We start from the raw sequence: 17,795 nt of genomic DNA, 5'->3' as shown, positions 1-17,795 counted from the left end.
CGATCGCACCGCCAGGACTGATGCTTCTATCAGTTAAGAGATTCCCATCAGAAGCATGTCCGTTTGCCATCCCTGACGGAGCCCACACATGTCGAACGAACGAGCCCGCCCGCCCGGGCCCGCCACCGCCCACCAGGACCTGCACAGCGAGCACGGGGCGCTGCGCGGGGAGCACCCGGGCCGTGCCCGGCAGCCCGTGATCAAGGTGGCGGACCTGGCCTGGCTGGAGTTCGAGAAGCCGGACCTGTCCCGCGCCGAGGTGTTCGCGCGCGACTTCGGCTTCGCCGTCGCCGCGTGCACCGGTCAGGCGCTGTACCTGCGCGGCACGCTGCCCGGTTCGGCGTGCGTGGTGCTGCGCCAGGGGCGCGCCTCCCGGTTCCTCGGGCCGGTGTTCCGGGCCGCCGAGCGTGCGGATCTGGACCGCCTGGCCCGGGCCACCGGCCGGCCGGTCCGCGACCTCGGGGACTTCGGCGGCGGGCAGGTCGTGGACCTGATTGACCCGTCCGGTTTCCCGGTCCGCGTCGTCCACGGCACCGAGCAGCTTCCGGCCCTGCCCGAACAGCCCCCGCTCCTGCTCAACTTCGGCGGCAGCCGGGCCCGGACCAACGCCACCCAGCGCCCGCCGCGCGAACCGGCCCGCATCCAGCGGCTCGGCCACGTGGTCCTGGAGACACCGAGGTTCACCCGGGCCCTGGACTGGTACCTGGAGACCCTGGGCCTGATCGTCAGCGACTTCCTGTTCCTGGACGGCCGGCGCGACCGCGGACCGACGATGGCGTTCATGCGCTGCGACCAGGGCACCGTCCCGGTCGACCACCACACCCTCGCCATGCACCTGGGCCCGCGCACCGGCTACGTCCACTCCGCCTACCAGGTCACCGACCTCGACGCGATCGCCGCCGGCGGGCAGTACCTCGCCGAGCGCGGCTACAAGCGCAGCTGGGGCATCGGCCGGCACATCCAGGGCAGCCAGCTCTTCGACTACTGGCGCGACCCGGACAAGCTGATGGTCGAGCACTTCGCCGACGGCGACCTGTTCTCCTGCGACCTGGAACCCGGCTGGGCCCCGATGTCCGCGTCCGGCCTGGCCCAGTGGGGCCCGCCCGCCACCCGCGACTTCCTCGGCGCCAACCCCACCCCCGCCCTGATCCGCGAGGTGGTGCGCGCCCTGCGAGCCGACAACGAGATCGACCCCGGCCGTCTGCTGGGCCTGATGAAAGCGATGAACCGATGAGCGTCAACGTCCTGCGCACCGCCGACGGCTGGTACGCCGTCCGTGAGCAGCGCGCCGTCCGGGTGCGGACCGCAGCCGCCACCACCGCCGAACTGCTGGCCGACCGGGGTGCCGTCACCGCCGCCGTGAACAGCACAGACCCCGGCGTGCCGGTCGCCGACCTCGCGGTGCTGTCCCCCATCACCCCAGGGCGCCGGGTCGTCGCCCAGATGACGAACTTCGCCTCGCACGCGGCCGACGCGGGACTCGACCCGAAGAACGTCCCACTCACCTTCTTCCGCAAGGCCTCCGGGTCGATCAGCGGCCCGTACGAGAACATCGTCAAGCCCGCCCACGTCCGGCTGCTCGACTACGAGGTGGAGATCGGCCTCGTCATCGGCGCACCGCTCCCGGTCGGCACCGAGGTCTCCGCCGCGAACCTCGCCGACCACGTCGCCGCCCTCGTGGTCACCAACGACGTCTCCGCCCGGGACCTGCAGCTGCCCAAGACCCAGTTCTACGAGGCCAAGTCCTATCCCACCTTCACCCCCACCGGACCGGTGCTGGTGCTGCTGGAGGAGGGCGACCTCGACCGGTTCGCGGAACTGCGGCTGCGCCTGTGGGTCAACGGCGAGCTGCGGCAGGACATGCCCGCCGCCGACATGATCTACCGGCCGCTCGAAGCCCTGAGGGCACTCAGCGGTTTCCAGCGGTTGGACCCCGGTGATCTGCTGCTCACCGGCACTCCGGTCGGCACCGCGCTCAGCGCGCCGCCCAAGCCGGTCGAGATCCTCGGCTCGCTGTTGCCGGCCGCGACCAAGTGGCGGCTGTTCTTCAAGGCCCAGGCGAAGAACCCCAGGTACCTGCGGGACGGCGACGTGGTGGAGGCCGCCGTCGCCACCGATGACGGCGCTCTCGACCTCGGCCGCCAGCGCACGACGGTGAGGTACGCGCGATGACCGAGGACCTGCTGTGGCCTCGCTACTGCGGCCCCGACGACCTGGCTCCGATCGAGGCCGTCCCGCTCCAGGCACGGGGTCTGCCCGGTTCGACGTACGACCTGCTCGTGCGCGCGGCGGGCAGGTGGCCGGACCGCACCGCCCTGACGGTGCTGCCCGAGGCCGCCCGGTGGCGCGAGCCGGCGCGACTGACCTTCGCCTATCTGCTGGAGCGGGTGCACCGCTACGCCAACCTGCTGCACCGACTCGGCGTGGGACGCGGCGACGCGGTGGCACTGATGGCCCCCAACTGCGCCGAACTGATCCCCGCGACACTCGCCGCGCAGCTCGCCGGCATCGCCGCGCCGCTCAACGGCTCTCTCGCCCCCGCGCACCTGGCCGAGCTGCTGCGGCGCTCCGGCGCCCGGGTCCTCGTCGCCGCAGGACCGGAGCTGGCGCCGGACGTCTGGGCGAAGCTGCCCGAACTGGCCGAAGGGCTCGACGCGGTCCTGGTGCTTCGGCCCACGGCGGCAGCCGGCGATCCCGAACCGCTGCCGCAGATCGACGGGGTGCTCATCGCCCACCTCGCCGACCTGGCCCGGGCCGAGGACGCGTCCGCCTTCACGGGAGAACCACCCCGGCCTGGCGACCTAGCCGCGTTCTTCCACACCGGCGGCACCACCGGCACCCCGAAGCTCGCCGCACACACCCACGGAGGCGAGGTCGCCAACGCCTGGATGATCGCCGCGAACTCGCTGCTCGACAGCGACGCCGTCGTCTTCGCCGCACTGCCGCTGTTCCACGTCAACGCCTTGGTGGTCACGCTGCTGGCGCCGCTGTTCAAGGGCCAGCAGGTGGTGTGGGCGGGCCCGCTCGGCTACCGCGAACCCGCCCTGTACGGGGAGTTCTGGTCGATCGTCGAGCACTACGGCATCGCGGCCATGAGCGCCGTGCCGACCGTCTACCAGGTGCTCGCCCAGTGCCCGGTCGGCACGCCGGACATCAGCAGCCTGCGGTACGCCATGGTCGGCGCGTCGCCGCTGCCCGAGGCCGTGCGCGCCGCATTCGAGGCCCGCACCGGGGTGACGCTGGTCGAGGGCTACGGCCTGACCGAGGCCACCTGCGCCAGCGCCCGCAGCTTCCCCGAGACACCGCGCCCCGGCGCGGTCGGGCAGCGCATGCCCTACCAGCGGGTGAAGGTCGTCCACCCGGTTTCGGGGGCGGAGCTGCCCGTCGGGCGGACCGGCCTGCTGGCGATCGCCGGCCCGACCGTGTTCGCCGGCTACGTCACCAGCCGCGACACCCAGGGCCGTCCGGTGCTCGACGGCCTCGGCAGGCTCGTGGACGGCTGGCTCGACACCGGTGACCTGGCCCGGCTCGACGTGGACGGGTTCGTCCATCTGGTCGGCCGCGCCAAGGACCTGATCATCCGTGGCGGCCACAACATCGACCCGTCCGTCATCGAGTACGCGCTGCTCGCCCACCCGCACGTCACCGGCGCCGGGGCGGTCGGACGCCCGGACCCGCACGCCGGCGAGGTCCCAGTGGCGTATGTGACCCTCGCGCCGGAAGCAGACGTGAGCGGGGACGAACTCCGCCAGTGGGCCGCCGAACGCGTCCCGGAACGCGCCGCCGCGCCGAAGTCCGTCACCATCGTCAACGCGCTGCCGGTGACCGATGTCGGCAAGCCCTACAAGCTCGCCCTGCGGGCCGATGCCACCCGGCTGGCTGTCGCAGAGGCCCTGGCCGGTCAAGGCCGCGGCGTGGGAGTCGACGTGGCGGTCGAGGACGGGTCCGTCCTCGTGTCCGTCACCCCCGGTGCCGGTGACCGCGAGGCCATCAGCGCGGTCCTCGACCAGTACGCCCTGCGCTGGACGTGGTCCCAGGCGACGCCCGGCCCGGTGGAGTCATGACCGCCGACACCGTCCCGGTGGTCGTCATCGGCGCCGGCCCCACCGGGCTGACGGCGGCGACCCTGCTGGGCCAGTACGGCATCGAGACCCTCGTGCTGGACCGCTGGGAGTCGGTCTACCCGCTGCCGCGGGCGGTCCACCTCGACGACGAGGTCTACCGGCTGCTCGCCCGCCTGGGCATCGCCGAGCAGTTCGCCGCGATCTCCCGGCCTGCCCACGGCCTGCGGCTCCTGGACCGCGACCTGCGGGTGCTGGCCGAGTTCCGGCGCGGCTCCGGCCTCGGCCGCCACGGACACCCCGAGGCCAACATGTTCGACCAGCCCCAACTGGAGGAGCTGCTGCGCGCCAACCTCGAACGGCACCCGACCGTTGCCCTGCGCGGCAAGGTGGAGGTCACCTCGATCGAGCAGTCCGACCGCGGCCCGGTGATGGTACGGCTCACCGACCGGAGCACCGGCGAGACCAGCACCGTGGCGGCCGGGTACGTGCTCGGCTGCGACGGCGCCAACAGCCTGGCCCGCAGGGCGATCGGCTCCACCATGCACGACCTGGCATTCGCACAGCGCTGGCTGGTCGTGGACGTCGCCACGGACGCCGACCTGGCCCAGTGGGAAGGCGTGCACCAGGTCTGCGACCCGGTGCGTGCGGCCACCTACATGCGCATCAGCGAGCGCCGCCACCGCTGGGAATTCCAGCTCCTACCCGGCGAAAGCGCCGACGACTACCGCGACATGACCCGCCTGCACCCCCTCGTCCGGCCATGGACCGGCGACCTCCCCGCAGACGCGCTGGAGATCGTGCGCACCGCCGAGTACACCTTCCGCGCCCAGATCGCCGACCGCTGGCGTGGGCGGCGCGTCTTCCTGCTCGGCGACGCCGCCCACCTCACCCCGCCCTTCATAGGACAGGGCATGGGCGCCGGCCTGCGCGACGCCGCCAACCTCACCTGGAAACTCGCCGCCGTCCTCGACGGCCGCCTCCCCGAACACGTGCTGGACAGCTACGAGACCGAACGCAAACCCCACGCCCGCTCGATGATCAACCTGGCCAAGCTGGTCGGCACCGCCATGACCGCCGGCGGGCACACCGGCAGCAGGTTGCGCCGCATCCTCGCGCCCCATCTGCACCGGCTCCCAGGCCTGAGCAACCGCATCCTCGACAGCCGAACCCCGGCCCTGCACCGCTCAGCCCTGGTCGACCGCGGACGGCTCGGTCTCGGCCTCGCGGGACGACTGTGCCCCAACGCACCGTTGCCGGACGGCCGACGCTTCGACGACCTCGCCGCAGGCCGCCACGCGCTGGTCACCTCCGCACCCGTCACCCCCGCGCTGCGCTCCGAAATCCATGACCGAGGTGGTGTCCTGGTCACCGCCTCGCCCGGCACCGCCCTGCACCGCTGGCTCCGCCAGGGCCGCACCGCAGCGGCGCTGGTCCGCCCCGACGGCACCGTCCGACGCACCGCATCCGACCCTGAGGCCCTGGGCCAGCTGCTGCCCGCATCGAGCTCCCACGGGCGCGTCCGGGGGTGATTCCGTGTCAGGGCGAGGCGGGTTGACGGACGCGGCGTGGGAGCGGATCGGGCCTCTGTTGCCGAAGCGGGGCGGACGTGGCCGTCCACGGCGTGATCACCGCCAAGTGGTCAATGGTGTGCTGTGGCGGCTGCGGACCGGGGCTCCCTGGCGCGCGATCTCCCCGAACGGTACGGGCCATGGCAGACCGTCCACGAGCGGTTCGCCCGTTGGGAAGTGGACGGGATATGGGCGACGTTGCTGGAGTACCTCCAGATTCGCGACGACGCGGTGGGCCGAGTGGACTGGACCGTTTCTGTCGACTCCACCATCAACCGAGCCCACCAGCACTCGGCCGGCTCCTGCAAAAGGAGGGCCGCAGACGGGGGCACGCTGGAAGATCCAGGCCATTCGCAGATGCGCCAGGCTCTGGGCCGCTCCCGTGGAGGCCTCACCACCAAGATTCACCTCGCCGTCGACGGCCGCGGCCTTCCACCGTCCATCGTGCTCACGCCGGGCAACATCAACGACGCTGCAGCTTTCAGCCAGGTCCTCGACAACGTCCGCAGCCCGCGTGCCGTGACGGGCCGACCTCGCACGACACCAGCACGGTTACTGGGCGACAAAGCGCATTCCAGCTGGGCGATTCGCCACTTGCTGCGGCGCCAAGGCATCGCTGCCACGATCCCCGAACGCCGCGACCAGATGGCCAACCGGCGACGTCGTGGGGACAAGGGCGGTCGCCCACCCGCCTTCGACAAGAACATCTACCGCACCCGCAACCTAGTCGAACGATGCTTCGCCCGTCTCAAGCAGTTCCGTGCCATCGCGACGAGATTCGACGAGCTCGCCGAACGCTACCGAGCTGGGATTGTCATAGCCGCTCTGGTCTTGTGGCTGCGAGAACCCGCCGGCTGATTATTTGTCAGACAGGCTCTAGGCCGCCAACATCACACACCGCCCCGGCGGGTAGTCAGACAGCACAACGCCCCGTTCGGCCAAGTGCAGGGCGGGGCTCTGTCGTTGGTGCTGACCTGCGGCTGTGCCGCACAGAACTGGTAGTCGCGTGTGTTGGGGTCGGCCATGACCGTCCAGGGCACGTCGTCGCCCCGCCCGACGTCGGCGAGCGTCGTGCCGAGGTCCTGCAACCGTGCGACCAACTCCGCCTGGTGCGCGGCCGATTCGGTGGCCAGATCCAGGTGCACCCGGTTCTTCACCGTCTTGGGCTCCGGGCGGGCGACGATGTCGATGCAGACGGCCGCCGGGTCGGGGTAGGCGAAGCCCACGGGTTCGAGGTTGGTCACACCCGGCCCCTCGCTGTCGACGGCCCATCCGAGCGCCGCCGCCCAGAACCGGCCGAGCGGGGCGGGCCCACCCGGGCAGGTGGTGAGTGAGGGCGCGTCAGCTGACGTGGCAGACGGCGGCGGGTCCGGTCCGGGGTGGACGGGCGATGCGGGCGGCGGCCGCGGGCCTGTGACGGACGGTGACGCGAGATCGATGCCGGTCGACCTGAGCACCCGGTCGTCGACTTCGTCTACCACGTCGAGGAGATACCGCACCACCGGTGCCCCGGAGCGGTGGCGGGCAGAGCCCGGCCCGGCCGGGCGCGCTCATCCCCTGCAGACACTGGCTACGGCCCTGTCGACCGCCGCTCCGGCCCGTAGCAGCCTGGGTACGGCCCCGTTCGGCGCCACCGAATCCGAATCACGTTTCGCCTGGTCAGAGTGGGTGGGGCTGCTCCCGGTGCGGTTCTGGGGCTGCGCGCGGCCGGGGCGGGGCGATACTGGAGAGGTGGAGCGAATCCGCGTGGTGAGTGGCGCGTGGCCCACGGCCCCCGCCCGACGGATCCGACCACGGCACGGCAGATCCGACGCCGTTCCCCCGCCAAGTCAACGCCTCGTTGACGAGTGCGAGGGCGGAGCGCCGGTGAGACGAGAGAAAGAAGTCAGCAATGAGTTACTTCGACCGTCGCGACCATGACCACGGACGTCGGCGTCGTCGTCGTCACCACCGCCGTAGGCGGTTCGGATTCTGGTGACGGTGGGGCCGATGAGGACTGCGTGGAGTAGTCCGTCATAGCTCAAACCAGGGGCCGGCGGCATCGCCGTCGGCCCCTCATCCTGTCCTCCGCATGCCGAACGGGGTGCCGACGTGCACGGTGCAACGTCCTCGGGGGGCCGGGCGGACCCGACCGCTGCCGACCAGGGCCCGGTCGCGGACTCACCCGACATCCCGCTACGCGAGCTCTTCCGCCGCTTCTGGCCGTGGGTCCGCCCGGACGTTCGGTGGCTCCCGTTCAGCGCGGCCCTGCTCGTCCTGGGCGCCTTCGGCGAGGTCGTCTCGGTCTGGCTGTTCAAGGACCTGATCGACGAAGTCCTCGTGCCGCGCCGCTTCGGCGACTTCTGGCTGCTCGCCGGGCTCATGCTGGGCGCGGCCGTCGTCGCCGGGCTGTTCACCTATGCGGGGACGTACACCAGCACCAGGACCGCCGAGCGGTACATGCTCCGGCTGCGCACCGACACCCTCGCCCATCTGCACACCCTGCCGCCCGACACCCTGGAGACCCGCTGGCGCGGTGACCTGGTCGCCCGGCTCACCACCGACATCGCCGCGATCGAGCAGATGGTGGCCACCGGGCTGGTCGAGGGCGCCGTGGCCACCGTCAGCCTGCTGCTGTTCACCGGCGCCGCGTTCTACCTCAGCTGGCCGCTCACGCTGGCCGCACTGGTGGTCGCACCCCTGTTCATCCTCGCCACCACCCTGTTCGGGCGGGGCATCCGCCGCCGGGAGCGGCAGGTCCAGCGCCGCGCCGGCGGTGTCACCGCCCTGCTGGAGGAGACGCTGCGCAATGCCGTCGTCACCCGGACCTACGGCCAGGAGGGCCGCGAGGTCGAACGGATCGACCGGGAGGGCCGGGCCCTCCTCAACGCCGAGCTCTCCGCCGCACGGGTGGCCGACCTCTACCAGCCCTTCATCGGGGTGCTGCAGCTGCTCGCGGGACTGGTCGTGGTGGGCGTCGGGGCCTTCGAGGTCATCCACGGCCAGCTGAGCCTCGGCGGCCTGCTCGCGTTCGCGGCCTTCATGGCCCAGCTCTTCGAACCCGCTCAGCAGCTGGCCGGGCTCGTCCCCCTGGCAGGCGTAGCCTGCGCCTCCGGCGAGCGCCTCCTGGAACTGCACGACCTGACCAGCCCCGTACGGGAACGCGACGGCGCCCGGGACACCGGGCCGGTGCGCGGCCGGATCACCTGCGAGGACGTCCGTGCCGCCTACCCTGGCGCCTCCGGGGCCCCGGTGCTGGCCGGCCTGGACCTCGATCTCCGCCCCGGCGGGACGCTCGCCGTGGTCGGCCCGAGCGGCAGCGGGAAGTCCACGCTCGCCAAACTGCTGGTCCGCTTCCTCGATCCGGAGAGCGGCACCGTCCGCCTCGACGGGCAGGACATCCGGGAGCTCACCCTCGCCTCCCTGCGCCGGGCCGTCACCCTGCTGCCCCAGCAGGCACCGCTGTTCCACGCCTCCATCGCCGACAACATCGCCTACGGCCGCGCCGCCGCTGCCCTGCCGGACGAGATCGAGCGCGCGGCCCGGAACGCCGGCGCCCATGACTTCATCACCGCACTCCCGGACGGCTACCGCACGGTCATCGGCGACGACGGCTTCCAGCTCTCCGGGGGGCAGGCCCAGCGCGTCGCCATCGCCCGGGCCTTCCTGCGCGACACCCCGGTCCTCGTCCTGGACGAACCCACCACCGGACTCGACCCGCACACCGTCGAACAGCTCATCCCCCCGCTGCGCCGCCTGATGGCCGGCCGCACGATCATCCTGATCACCCACGACCAGGCCCTGCTACCCCTCGCCGACGACGTGCTCGACCTCGGCCCGACCCCGGCAGCAGTCGCCGCCACCAACCCGGGGTGATCCCGAACCGGGGTGGGGGAGTCACTCAGTGCCGCGCCCCCTCGATGAGGTCCGCCGCCTTCTCCGCCGCCACGATCACCAGCGCGTTGCCGTTGCCGCGGGGCACCGAGTCCGGCCCGTTCGACCAGTGGCTGTGCGAGTCCGGCCCGGCAGTCCTCGTCCACGACGACCAGCCGCCGGAGGCTGACGCGCTCGGCGAGCGCCGTCTCCAACTCGTCGAGACTGGCCCGGCAGGTTCGCGGCACTGCCGAGGACTTCGCCCAGCCGGTCCAGGTTCTCCGCGAGTTCGCGTTGGTGGCACAGCCTCGTCGGCCGCGACGCGCGAGCACAAAGCCGGGCCCGGCGCGCACTGCGCACCGGGCCCGGTCTTGGTGGTAGCGGGGACAGGATTTGAACCTGCGACCTCTGGGTTATGAGCCCAGCGAGCTACCGAGCTGCTCCACCCCGCGTCGATGAGTGAGACTGTACGCCATCCACGGCCACGACGCGAAATGCATGCGTCCGGTGCCAGGCAACCCGCGACCGGCTCCTGATCCACGTCCGCCCCAACTCGGTCCGGCCGCACCGCACGCGTGCGCGAACGCGGTCGGCGCGGCGCCGACGGCGATGGCGGGTACGGCGGTCGCGGCGAGGACGGACGCCGCGAGGGGGCGGTCGGACAAGGACGGAACGGATTCTGTGAGGGCGCCAAGGGCGCGGAGGTCGGAGGGCGGTCCGCGCAGCCCTGGCATTCCGTCAGCAGGTCGCGGTGTCTTCGATGCTGAGCATCGCGCTGTCGTTCCTGGGTGCGGCGGCCGTGCGGAACGGACGACTGCCCGACCTGCCCGAGCGGCTTCTCGGACGGATCATGAGGATTTCGTGAGGCGATCGGACCGTGCGTGCCGAACATCCCGTCGCCTCTGCGACCGGCGTCGAGGCCGGGGGCCGGAGCGCCGAGGCCACCGCGAGCGCGTCCACGCCGGTGGGACCTCCGCCCGGGGCGACCTGCCCCGGGCAGAGATGCCGTGCTCCGGTCAGACCGGGAGCGACCAGTACTGGTTGGCCTGATGGTTGCCGCAGGTCCAGAGCTCCAGCTTGGTGCCGGAGGCGGTGCCGCCACCCGTCACGTCCAGGCAGAGGCCGGAGCCGGTCAGCGTGCCGTCCGGTGTGGGGGCCCACTGCTGGAGAACGCCGCCGGTGCAGGTGCTGAGCACTATCCCGCTCCCGGCCGAACTCCCCTTGGCGGTAAGGCACTTGCCGAGGATCCGAACGGTGCCGTCGGCGTTCCTGGTCCAGCGCTGGTTGGCGTTGCCGGTGCAGTCGTAGAGGATCACCGGGTTGCCGTCCGCGGTGCCGCCGGCGGAGTCGTCCATGCACTTGGCGCCGTTGCCGGTGAACTGCCCGGTCGGGACGGTCGTGCCGCAGCCGCTGCCGGGCGTGAGCCGCCAGACGGCGGTGCCGTGCGCCGGGACGGTCTGGCTCAGGACGGACGACGAGGCGGATGCCGTTCCGGTCCAGAGGTCCTTCGCCGCGACGGAGCAGCCGGGCAGCCCGACGGTGCCCAGCGGGACGCTGATCGTCTGGACGCTGTTCGAGCGGTTCAGCACCGCCACCGCGCGGTCCCCGTTCGCGAGCGGCCGGGCCAGGACGTCGGCGGAGGACGTACTGGACACCACGCCGGCCTGTCGGCCCGACGGGTCCTGGTCGATGGCGATGAGGTCGGTGTTGCCGAGCGCGCGCAGCCCCGCGGGGGAGAGCTGGGAGACGTCGGAGGAGAGGATCATCGGGGCGGCCATCATCGACCACAGGGCGACCTGGCTGCGCGCCTCGTCGTCGGTCAGGCCCTTGTCGCCGGCGATCAGGAAGTCGGGGTCGTTCCAGTTGCCGGGTGAGGAGAAGGAGCCGATCCAGCGGTTGTAGCCGTAGTTGCCGAGCACGCTGGACCAGCGGCTCGCGTCGGGGTGGGCGGCATCGTAGGTCGCGATGTCGTAGCCCTCGCGCCAGAGTTGGCCGTCCTGGCCGACCCAGGACAGCACGTCGTACCAGCTCTGGTCGCCCCACTCGCCGCCCTGGAAGTAGGCGGGCGCGGACTCGGAGAACACGATGTCCCGGCCGGAGGCGCGGAGTGCGCCGGCCTGGGCGTCGTAGGCCTGGTGGTAGGCCTGCTCCTGGGTCTGGGCGGGGGCGGTGTAGAGGTTGCAGCCGTCCAGCTTCAGGTAGTCGACGCCCCAGGTGGCGAAGGTGGCGGCGTCCTGCGCGAAGTGGTCCGGCTCGCCGTGGGGGCCGAGGCCGCTGCCGGGGTAGCCGCCGCAGGTGGTGGAGCCGGCGTCCTCGTAGATGCCGAACTTCAGCCCGCGGGCGTGCAGGTAGGAGCCGAGCCAGGCCATGCCGTGCGGGAACTTGGCCGGGTCGGCGGTCAGATTGCCGCTGGCGTCCCGGGCGGTGGACATCCAGCAGTCGTCCACGGTGACGGTGTTGTAGCCCTTGGCGGCGAGGCCGGTGGAGACCAGGGCGTCGGCGTTGGCGGTGACGACCTGTTCGCCGACGGCGCACTGGTAGTGGGCCCAGTCGTTCCAGCCCATCGGCGGGGTGACGGCGAGCGGCTTGCCGTCACCCGACGTCGCGGTGGGTGAGGCGTGCGCCGTGGTGGATGCCAGTGAGAGCGTGAGTAACGCGGCTGACAGTGCGCCGGCCGCGAGTCGGCGCCGGGACGTGCGGAAGAGTGGCACGGTGGACTCCTTGCGTCGGGATGCTGAGGAGCAGTGCGCACCCAAGTGCACTGGGGCTGCGCATTCATGTCAAGAAGTCTGGAAAAAACTTCAACTTTGAGCATGATCGGTGCAGTTGCACGTAACCGCCAAAGTCGCACGGTCGTGAACATGGGGATCAACGAGGCCGGTGAAGGCGGTGTGAGCGGCCAGGAGCCGGCCGGAGCGCGTCGGTCCGTCGCAGTCAGGCGATCACCTTCGATCACGCGGCCGTGCGACCGAGCTGCGCAGATATGAGCAGTACTGCTTGCGGGCGGTCGCGCTCGCATCTGCCGGGCGGTGACCGTCCGTCTCGCGGTTGCGTCGCGATGGTGGAGGGTCGTGGAGGCAACATCAGCCATCATCGCGTGTGGGTTTTTGTGTTGAGTCTTGTGGGGTTCTGATTGGTGAAATATCATATGGCATCACCTTCGGAGCCGGGCGGCCCAGCGATCCGCCCTGCCAACACCCCACCGACGGTGACTGTCTGACGTGCTGTCGTGATGTTCTCCCAGCGCGGCGCCTGCGGGTGCCCGCTCGTGTTCACGACCGCGTCCAGGCGCGTCAGAACTCAGAGCCGCCCCCCACCAGCCGTGGCCAGGCCCCGCCCCTTCGGGTGGACGCGGACCTGGCGCACCCAGCCCTCGGGAAGCCCCCACATGCGCACATCGCCCCATCGCGTCGTCGGCCTGCTGGCCGCCATGGTGCTCGCCGCCTCCGGCCTCGGTGCCACCACCCTCGTCACCGCCGCTCCGGCCGCCGCCCTGGGCAACGGCAACGCCCTGACCCCGCCCATGGGTTGGAACTCCTGGAACAGCTTCAACGCGTCCATCAACGAGACCGAGGTCAAGCAGACCATCGACTTCATGTCGGCCAACGGTCTGGTGCAGGCCGGCTACAACACCGTCACGATCGACGACGGCTGGTCGATGCGTCACCGGGACGGCCAGACCACGGACTTCGTGAAGAACGCCGACAACGGGATGCAGCTGTACGACAGCTACGGCAACCCGGTCTCCGGCACCGACGGCAGCGGCAACGACCCGACCAGCGGCCACCTGGTCCCGGACCCCGGCTCGTTCCCCTCGCAGACCGTCAACGGCCAGACCATGAACGGCATCCAGTACCTGGCCTGGTACGCGCACAGCAAGGGCATGAAGTTCGGTCTGTACGCAACGGATACCTACACCACCTGCCAGGGCCACCCCGGCAGCCTGGGCCACGAGTCTATCGATGCCACCGACTTCGTCTCCTGGGGCGTCGACTACGTCAAGTACGACGACTGCCCCTACGGGCCGACGATCACCATCAACAACTACAGCTACTACCCGCAGGGCGAGGGCAAGGAGCTCACCCGGTCCATCTACGCCCGGACGCAGACCTTCCAGCACGCCCTGGACGCGGCCACCGCCGCCGCAGGCCGGCCGAAGGTCACCCTCAGCCTGTCCGTGCAGCCCGCGCACACCGGTATCCCCTCGCTGCTGAACGCCGACGACCCGGCCCGCACCGACCCGCTGATCGCGGCCGCCGGCACCCTGCCGAACCATGCGCCCGGTTACTACCCCACCGGCGTGTGGTGCGGACAGGTCGCCAACCTGTGCCGGATCGGCGGCGACCGGGACAGTGAGCTGGACGGCGTCCTCTACAACGGCCAGTTGCAGACCGCCCTGCAGTATCCGGGCAACGTCCACCCCGGCAGCTGGAACGACATGGACATGATGTTCGCCGGCTGGCAGGACACCAACGGCATCTGGGGCGTCACCGACACCTACAAGGGCAACAAGCCGTTCACCGACGACGAGTCGCGCACCGAGCTGTCCATCCTGTCGATGATGGCCGCCCCGCTGATCTCCGGCGCCGACCTGCGAACCACCGCCGACTCGCAGCGCACCTCGAACGGCTACACCTGGTCCACCGGCATCAGCGCCTCCGCCCTGGGGCTGCTGAAGAACCCGGACATGATCGCCATCGACCAGGACAGCCTGGCCAAGCCCGCCACCCTGGTCGGCAACCCGCCCGCTTCCCCGACGGCCCCCGTCATCCTCAAGCGCCAACTCGCCAACGGTGACCTGGCCGTGGCGCTGATCAACCAGGACCCGAACAACTGGGCGATGCCCAGCACCAGCTTCGCGGACCTCGGCCTCACCGGCTCCAGCTACTCCTACCGGGACCTGTGGACCGGGGCCACCGGCACCACCACGGGCACCATCGGCGGCAACTGGATCCCCGCGCACGGCGTCACGCTCTACCGCATCGCCGGCGGAAGCATCGGCATGGGCGGCGGTGCCGGCACCGGTACCGGCACGGGCATCGTCGGTGACGGCAAGTACCACGCGATCAGCGCGGGCGGCACCGGCGGCCGGGCGCTCGAAGTCCAGGGCGGCTGCTACGCCGTCACCGGTGCCAACTCCGACATCAACGCCTACCAGAGCGGCAACGCCGCCCAGCAGTGGCTGTTCACGCCCAACGCGGACGGCACGGTGACGATCAGCGACAACTGCTACACCGCCGCCCAGACGCACACAATACTGGCCGGCGGCAGCGGGGTCGGCAGCGCCTACCTGCTCAACCCTTCGCCCAACAACCCCTGGCAGAAGTGGAAGGTCGTCCAGAACGGCTCCGGCGTGCTGACCGTCACCAACGTCGGCAACGGCCTGGTCCTGGACGTCGCCGGCACCACCGCGGGCTCGACCGGGATGACCAACCCGGCCAACCCGGCCGCGGCCGGCCAGAGTTGGACGGTCCTGTCCTGAACCCTGGCCGCTGAACCCCGGTCCCGCCCCGAACCACCGCCGGTGCCCCGCACGCTTCGACAGCGTGCGGGGCACCGGCCGAGCCCGGGCCCGTGGGCTGCTGCCGGGACATCCCTGTCCGTGCGGGACCGGACCGCAGGAGCGGGTCCCGTTCCGGCTCGGGTGCCTGCGGGGCTTGTGCCGCAGAGGCGTCTGCGGGACTCGGGATCGGCAGTGCTGTCCCCGCGGCTGCATCCGAGTACGACGCGACGCCTTTCGGACCGGCCGCTCCGCTGGGAGCGGGGGGACGAACAACAGGAACTGGCTGTCGCGCGGAGCCTACGTGGCATGCTCGTCCCATGGATGTCGACGCCGACCACGAGGTAACGCGGACCGGGGGACCCGATGACGGTGGTGTTTTCTCCTCGCGCCGGTACCTGGCCCGCCAGCAGCCACCCGCCCTGAACCCGGTCGCCGAGCCGGCGGTGTCCGCGGTTCAGGAGGTCCTGGCCGGGGTCCCGGGATCGGTGACCTTCCTCCAGCCGGTCCTCGGCCCAGAGGGAGAGGTCACGGACCTGCGCTTCGCGGCGGCCTCGCCCGGGGCGGTGGACATCGGGGGCCGGCGGGGCCGGGACCTGGTCGGGCTCGGCGTCCTCCAGACGTATCCCGGGGCGGCGGGCAGTGAGCTGTGGCTCGGCTACCTGAAGGTCCTGGAGACTGGTGAGTGCTACGAGGGCGAGCTGGAGTACGAGGAGGTCGCGGCCGGTATCCCGCACCGCTCGCGTTACGGGGTGCGGGCGGTGCCGTGCCAAGGCGGGCTGATCGTCTCTTGGACCCGCCTGGACACGGGTGAGCGTGAGCAGCGCCGCATGGCGGCCATGCAGCGCCTGGCGGGCATGGGCTGGGCGGACTGGGACCTGGTTCGCAACGTGATCACCTGGTCCGAGGCGGTTTACGCGATCTTCGACCGTGACCCGGTCCAGGGCCCGATGACCCTGGAGGAACTGCCCTCCCACGTCCCGGCCGAGGACCTTCCGGCCCTCGGCGGGGCTGTCCATCAGCTGCTGGGCGACGGTCAGCCGATCGATCACACGTTCCGGATCACCACTCCGGGCGGACAGGTACGGCACGTGCGGATCGTCGCGGAAGCCGAACTCGACGCGCACGCCGACCCGGTCGAAGTCCACGGCTTCTTCCAGAACCTGACCGCGGCCAAGCACGCGGAACAGCAGCTCCGCCATCACCAGCAGGAGGCGCTCGCCCAGCAGAGCCAGCTGGCCGCCGAACGCCGGCTGGCCGCCCGTCTCCAGGACACCCTCCTTCCGGTGTCCCGCCAGACCCGGATCTTGGCGGGCCTGACCGTCGACGTCGCCTACCAGCCCGTGCAGGAAGGTCTCAGCCTCGGTGGCGACTGGTACAGCGCCGTCGAACTGCCCGACGGTAACGCGCTGTTCGTCGTCGGCGACGTCGCGGGCCACGGGCTCGACGCAGTGGCCACCATGGCGCTGCTGCGCTTCACCGGCAAGGGCATGGCCATTACCGGCACGCCGCTGCCCGCCATCCTGGCCCGCCTCAACACCCTGCTGCTGCACACACCGGACCAGGGCTTCGAGACCGCGACCATGATCATGGCCCGCTACGACCCGGTCGCTTCCCGGCTGACCTGGGTCCGAGCCGGCCACCTGCCCCCGCTGCTGGTGCGCGGGGGCCGAGCCCGCTTCCTGCCGGCCCCCGAGGGCACGCTGCTGGGAGCCACCACGGAGGCGCACTACGAGGCGTCCACCCTCGACCTGCTGCCCGGGGACCACCTGTTCCTCTACACGGACGGGCTGGTCGAGACCCCGGGCCAGAGCCTGGACGAGGGGCTGGCCCGTCTGGCGCGCACCGCCTTGGTCCACGTGGGCGATCCGCGCTGCGTGGACGCGCTCACGCGGGCGCTCGTCGGCCCACAGGCGCGCCGCGACGACATCTGCGCCCTGCACATCGCCCGCTGAGCGGGGGCGCCAACGGGCCGTCGGCGAGTCGGCGGCCGTCCTCACCGACCACCAGAAGCAGGCAAGGCCGCACTCTGGCGGGCGATGCCGGCCATCCGGTCGGCGAACCCAGACTGTCGAGCGCCGAATCGGAGCGCCTGCCGGACCGGGCCCGTGTCCAGGCGCGCACCCTCAACCGGCACCACGGCGTCAGCACACAGGTCCTGGCGCCGACCGCCGCGGGCAGCGCTCCTGTGCTCTGAACGTGCATGGGGAGGGCGGTGCGGGGCAGACGAGTCCACACGAAGGACGTTCGACCGACCAAGGAGGTTGCTGACGATGGTTCCCCTTCTGCTCGTGCTCCTGCTGGCCCTGATCCTGTTCGGTGTGGGTTTTGCACTGAAGGCCCTGTGGTGGGTGGCCGTGGTGGTGTTGGTGGTCTGGCTGCTCGGGTTCGTCGTGCGCGGCACCAGCAGTGCGGGCAGCCGAGGCCGCTGGTACCGCTGGTAGCACCGCAGCCCGCGGCCGCCCGCGTGGTTCCGAGGAGGTGCGGGATGATCCTGCACAGGAGGTACGCAGCTGGCGGTGGAACGCCGACAGGAAGGTCTTCCTGTCCAACGAGGGCGAGCAGTCGGTGGCCGCCACGACCCAGTACGTCCTCGACAAGGGCACCGGCGGCGTCATGCTCTGGGGGCCGGCCGGCGACTGCGCCCGCCAACCTGCTGTCACGGCGTGCCCTGGACCGCACCGTGGTACGGCCGGCCTGGCTTCGCGACGGCCCTGGCACTGGCCTGGTCGACTTCGCCGACACCACCGGTCCCGGCGAGATCGACCGGGCGGACGTCGCAGCCGTCCTCACCGCCCCGCTCGCGATCCC

9 protein-coding genes, 1 tRNA gene and 3 pseudogenes are annotated in these 17,795 nt (G+C 71.4%); 10 read left to right on the top strand and 3 right to left on the bottom strand.

Going from position 1 to position 17,795, the window contains the following annotated elements:
* The first annotated feature begins 88 nt into the window (after positions 1-88).
* The 5 genes and pseudogenes from ACFWIS_RS21505 (at position 89) to ACFWIS_RS21485 (ending at position 6,490) form a co-directional block, all read left to right on the top strand.
* Positions 89-1,234, top strand: coding sequence for a VOC family protein (locus ACFWIS_RS21505; RefSeq protein WP_380456087.1), 1,146 nt, complete (start codon positions 89-91; stop codon positions 1,232-1,234).
* Positions 1,231-2,172, top strand: coding sequence for a fumarylacetoacetate hydrolase family protein (locus ACFWIS_RS21500; protein WP_380456089.1), 942 nt, complete (start codon positions 1,231-1,233; stop codon positions 2,170-2,172). Before ACFWIS_RS21505 ends, ACFWIS_RS21500 begins: the two co-directional genes overlap by 4 nt.
* Positions 2,169-4,064, top strand: coding sequence for an acyl-CoA synthetase (locus tag ACFWIS_RS21495; RefSeq protein WP_380456092.1), 1,896 nt, complete (start codon positions 2,169-2,171; stop codon positions 4,062-4,064). Before ACFWIS_RS21500 ends, ACFWIS_RS21495 begins: the two co-directional genes overlap by 4 nt.
* Positions 4,061-5,593: a bifunctional 3-(3-hydroxy-phenyl)propionate/3-hydroxycinnamic acid hydroxylase gene (locus ACFWIS_RS21490; RefSeq protein WP_380456095.1), complete on the top strand. Its 1,533-nt coding sequence runs from the start codon at positions 4,061-4,063 to the stop codon at positions 5,591-5,593. The genes ACFWIS_RS21495 and ACFWIS_RS21490 overlap by 4 nt, the downstream gene beginning before the upstream one ends.
* Positions 5,535-6,490 (top strand): annotated as a pseudogene (locus tag ACFWIS_RS21485) (IS5 family transposase). Before ACFWIS_RS21490 ends, ACFWIS_RS21485 begins: the two are co-directional and overlap by 59 nt.
* Positions 6,491-6,582: 92 nt before the next feature.
* Here the strand turns inward: ACFWIS_RS21485 and ACFWIS_RS21480 are convergent.
* Positions 6,583-6,933, bottom strand: a pseudogene (locus ACFWIS_RS21480) (VOC family protein); the annotation flags it as partial.
* Positions 6,934-7,723: 790 nt separating this feature from the next.
* Here ACFWIS_RS21480 and ACFWIS_RS21475 point away from each other — a divergent pair.
* Positions 7,724-9,487 (top strand): ABC transporter ATP-binding protein, encoded by a 1,764-nt coding sequence (locus tag ACFWIS_RS21475; protein WP_380456098.1) that lies wholly within the window; start codon positions 7,724-7,726, stop codon positions 9,485-9,487.
* A gap of 372 nt (positions 9,488-9,859) precedes the next feature.
* Here the strand turns inward: ACFWIS_RS21475 and ACFWIS_RS21470 are convergent.
* Positions 9,860-9,936, bottom strand: a tRNA-Met gene (locus ACFWIS_RS21470).
* 564 nt (positions 9,937-10,500) lie between these two features.
* On the bottom strand, positions 10,501-12,195 hold the full coding sequence (locus tag ACFWIS_RS21465) for a ricin-type beta-trefoil lectin domain protein (protein ID WP_380456100.1): 1,695 nt from the start codon (positions 12,193-12,195) through the stop codon (positions 10,501-10,503).
* A gap of 677 nt (positions 12,196-12,872) precedes the next feature.
* Here ACFWIS_RS21465 and ACFWIS_RS21460 point away from each other — a divergent pair.
* The 4 genes and pseudogenes from ACFWIS_RS21460 to ACFWIS_RS21445 all read left to right on the top strand — a co-directional run.
* Positions 12,873-14,966 carry an alpha-galactosidase gene (locus tag ACFWIS_RS21460; RefSeq protein WP_380456103.1) on the top strand — a complete coding sequence of 698 codons (2,094 nt, stop codon included), beginning with the start codon at positions 12,873-12,875 and terminating at the stop codon, positions 14,964-14,966.
* 338 nt (positions 14,967-15,304) lie between these two features.
* Positions 15,305-16,939, top strand: coding sequence for a PP2C family protein-serine/threonine phosphatase (locus ACFWIS_RS21455; protein WP_380456105.1), 1,635 nt, complete (start codon positions 15,305-15,307; stop codon positions 16,937-16,939).
* A 318-nt stretch (positions 16,940-17,257) separates the two neighbouring features.
* Entirely contained in the window at positions 17,258-17,428 is a 171-nt protein-coding gene (locus tag ACFWIS_RS21450) for a hydrophobic protein (RefSeq protein ID WP_380456107.1), read from the top strand.
* 44 nt (positions 17,429-17,472) lie between these two features.
* Positions 17,473-17,775, top strand: a pseudogene (locus ACFWIS_RS21445) (NAD(P)H-binding protein); the annotation flags it as partial.
* Between the last annotated feature and the right edge of the window lie 20 nt (positions 17,776-17,795).

Source organism: Kitasatospora sp. NPDC127060 (assembly GCF_042724935.1).
Lineage (GTDB): Bacteria > Actinomycetota > Actinomycetes > Streptomycetales > Streptomycetaceae > Kitasatospora.
Note: the sequence above shows the minus strand (reverse complement) of the source record. Positions and strands in the feature narration are given on the sequence as shown.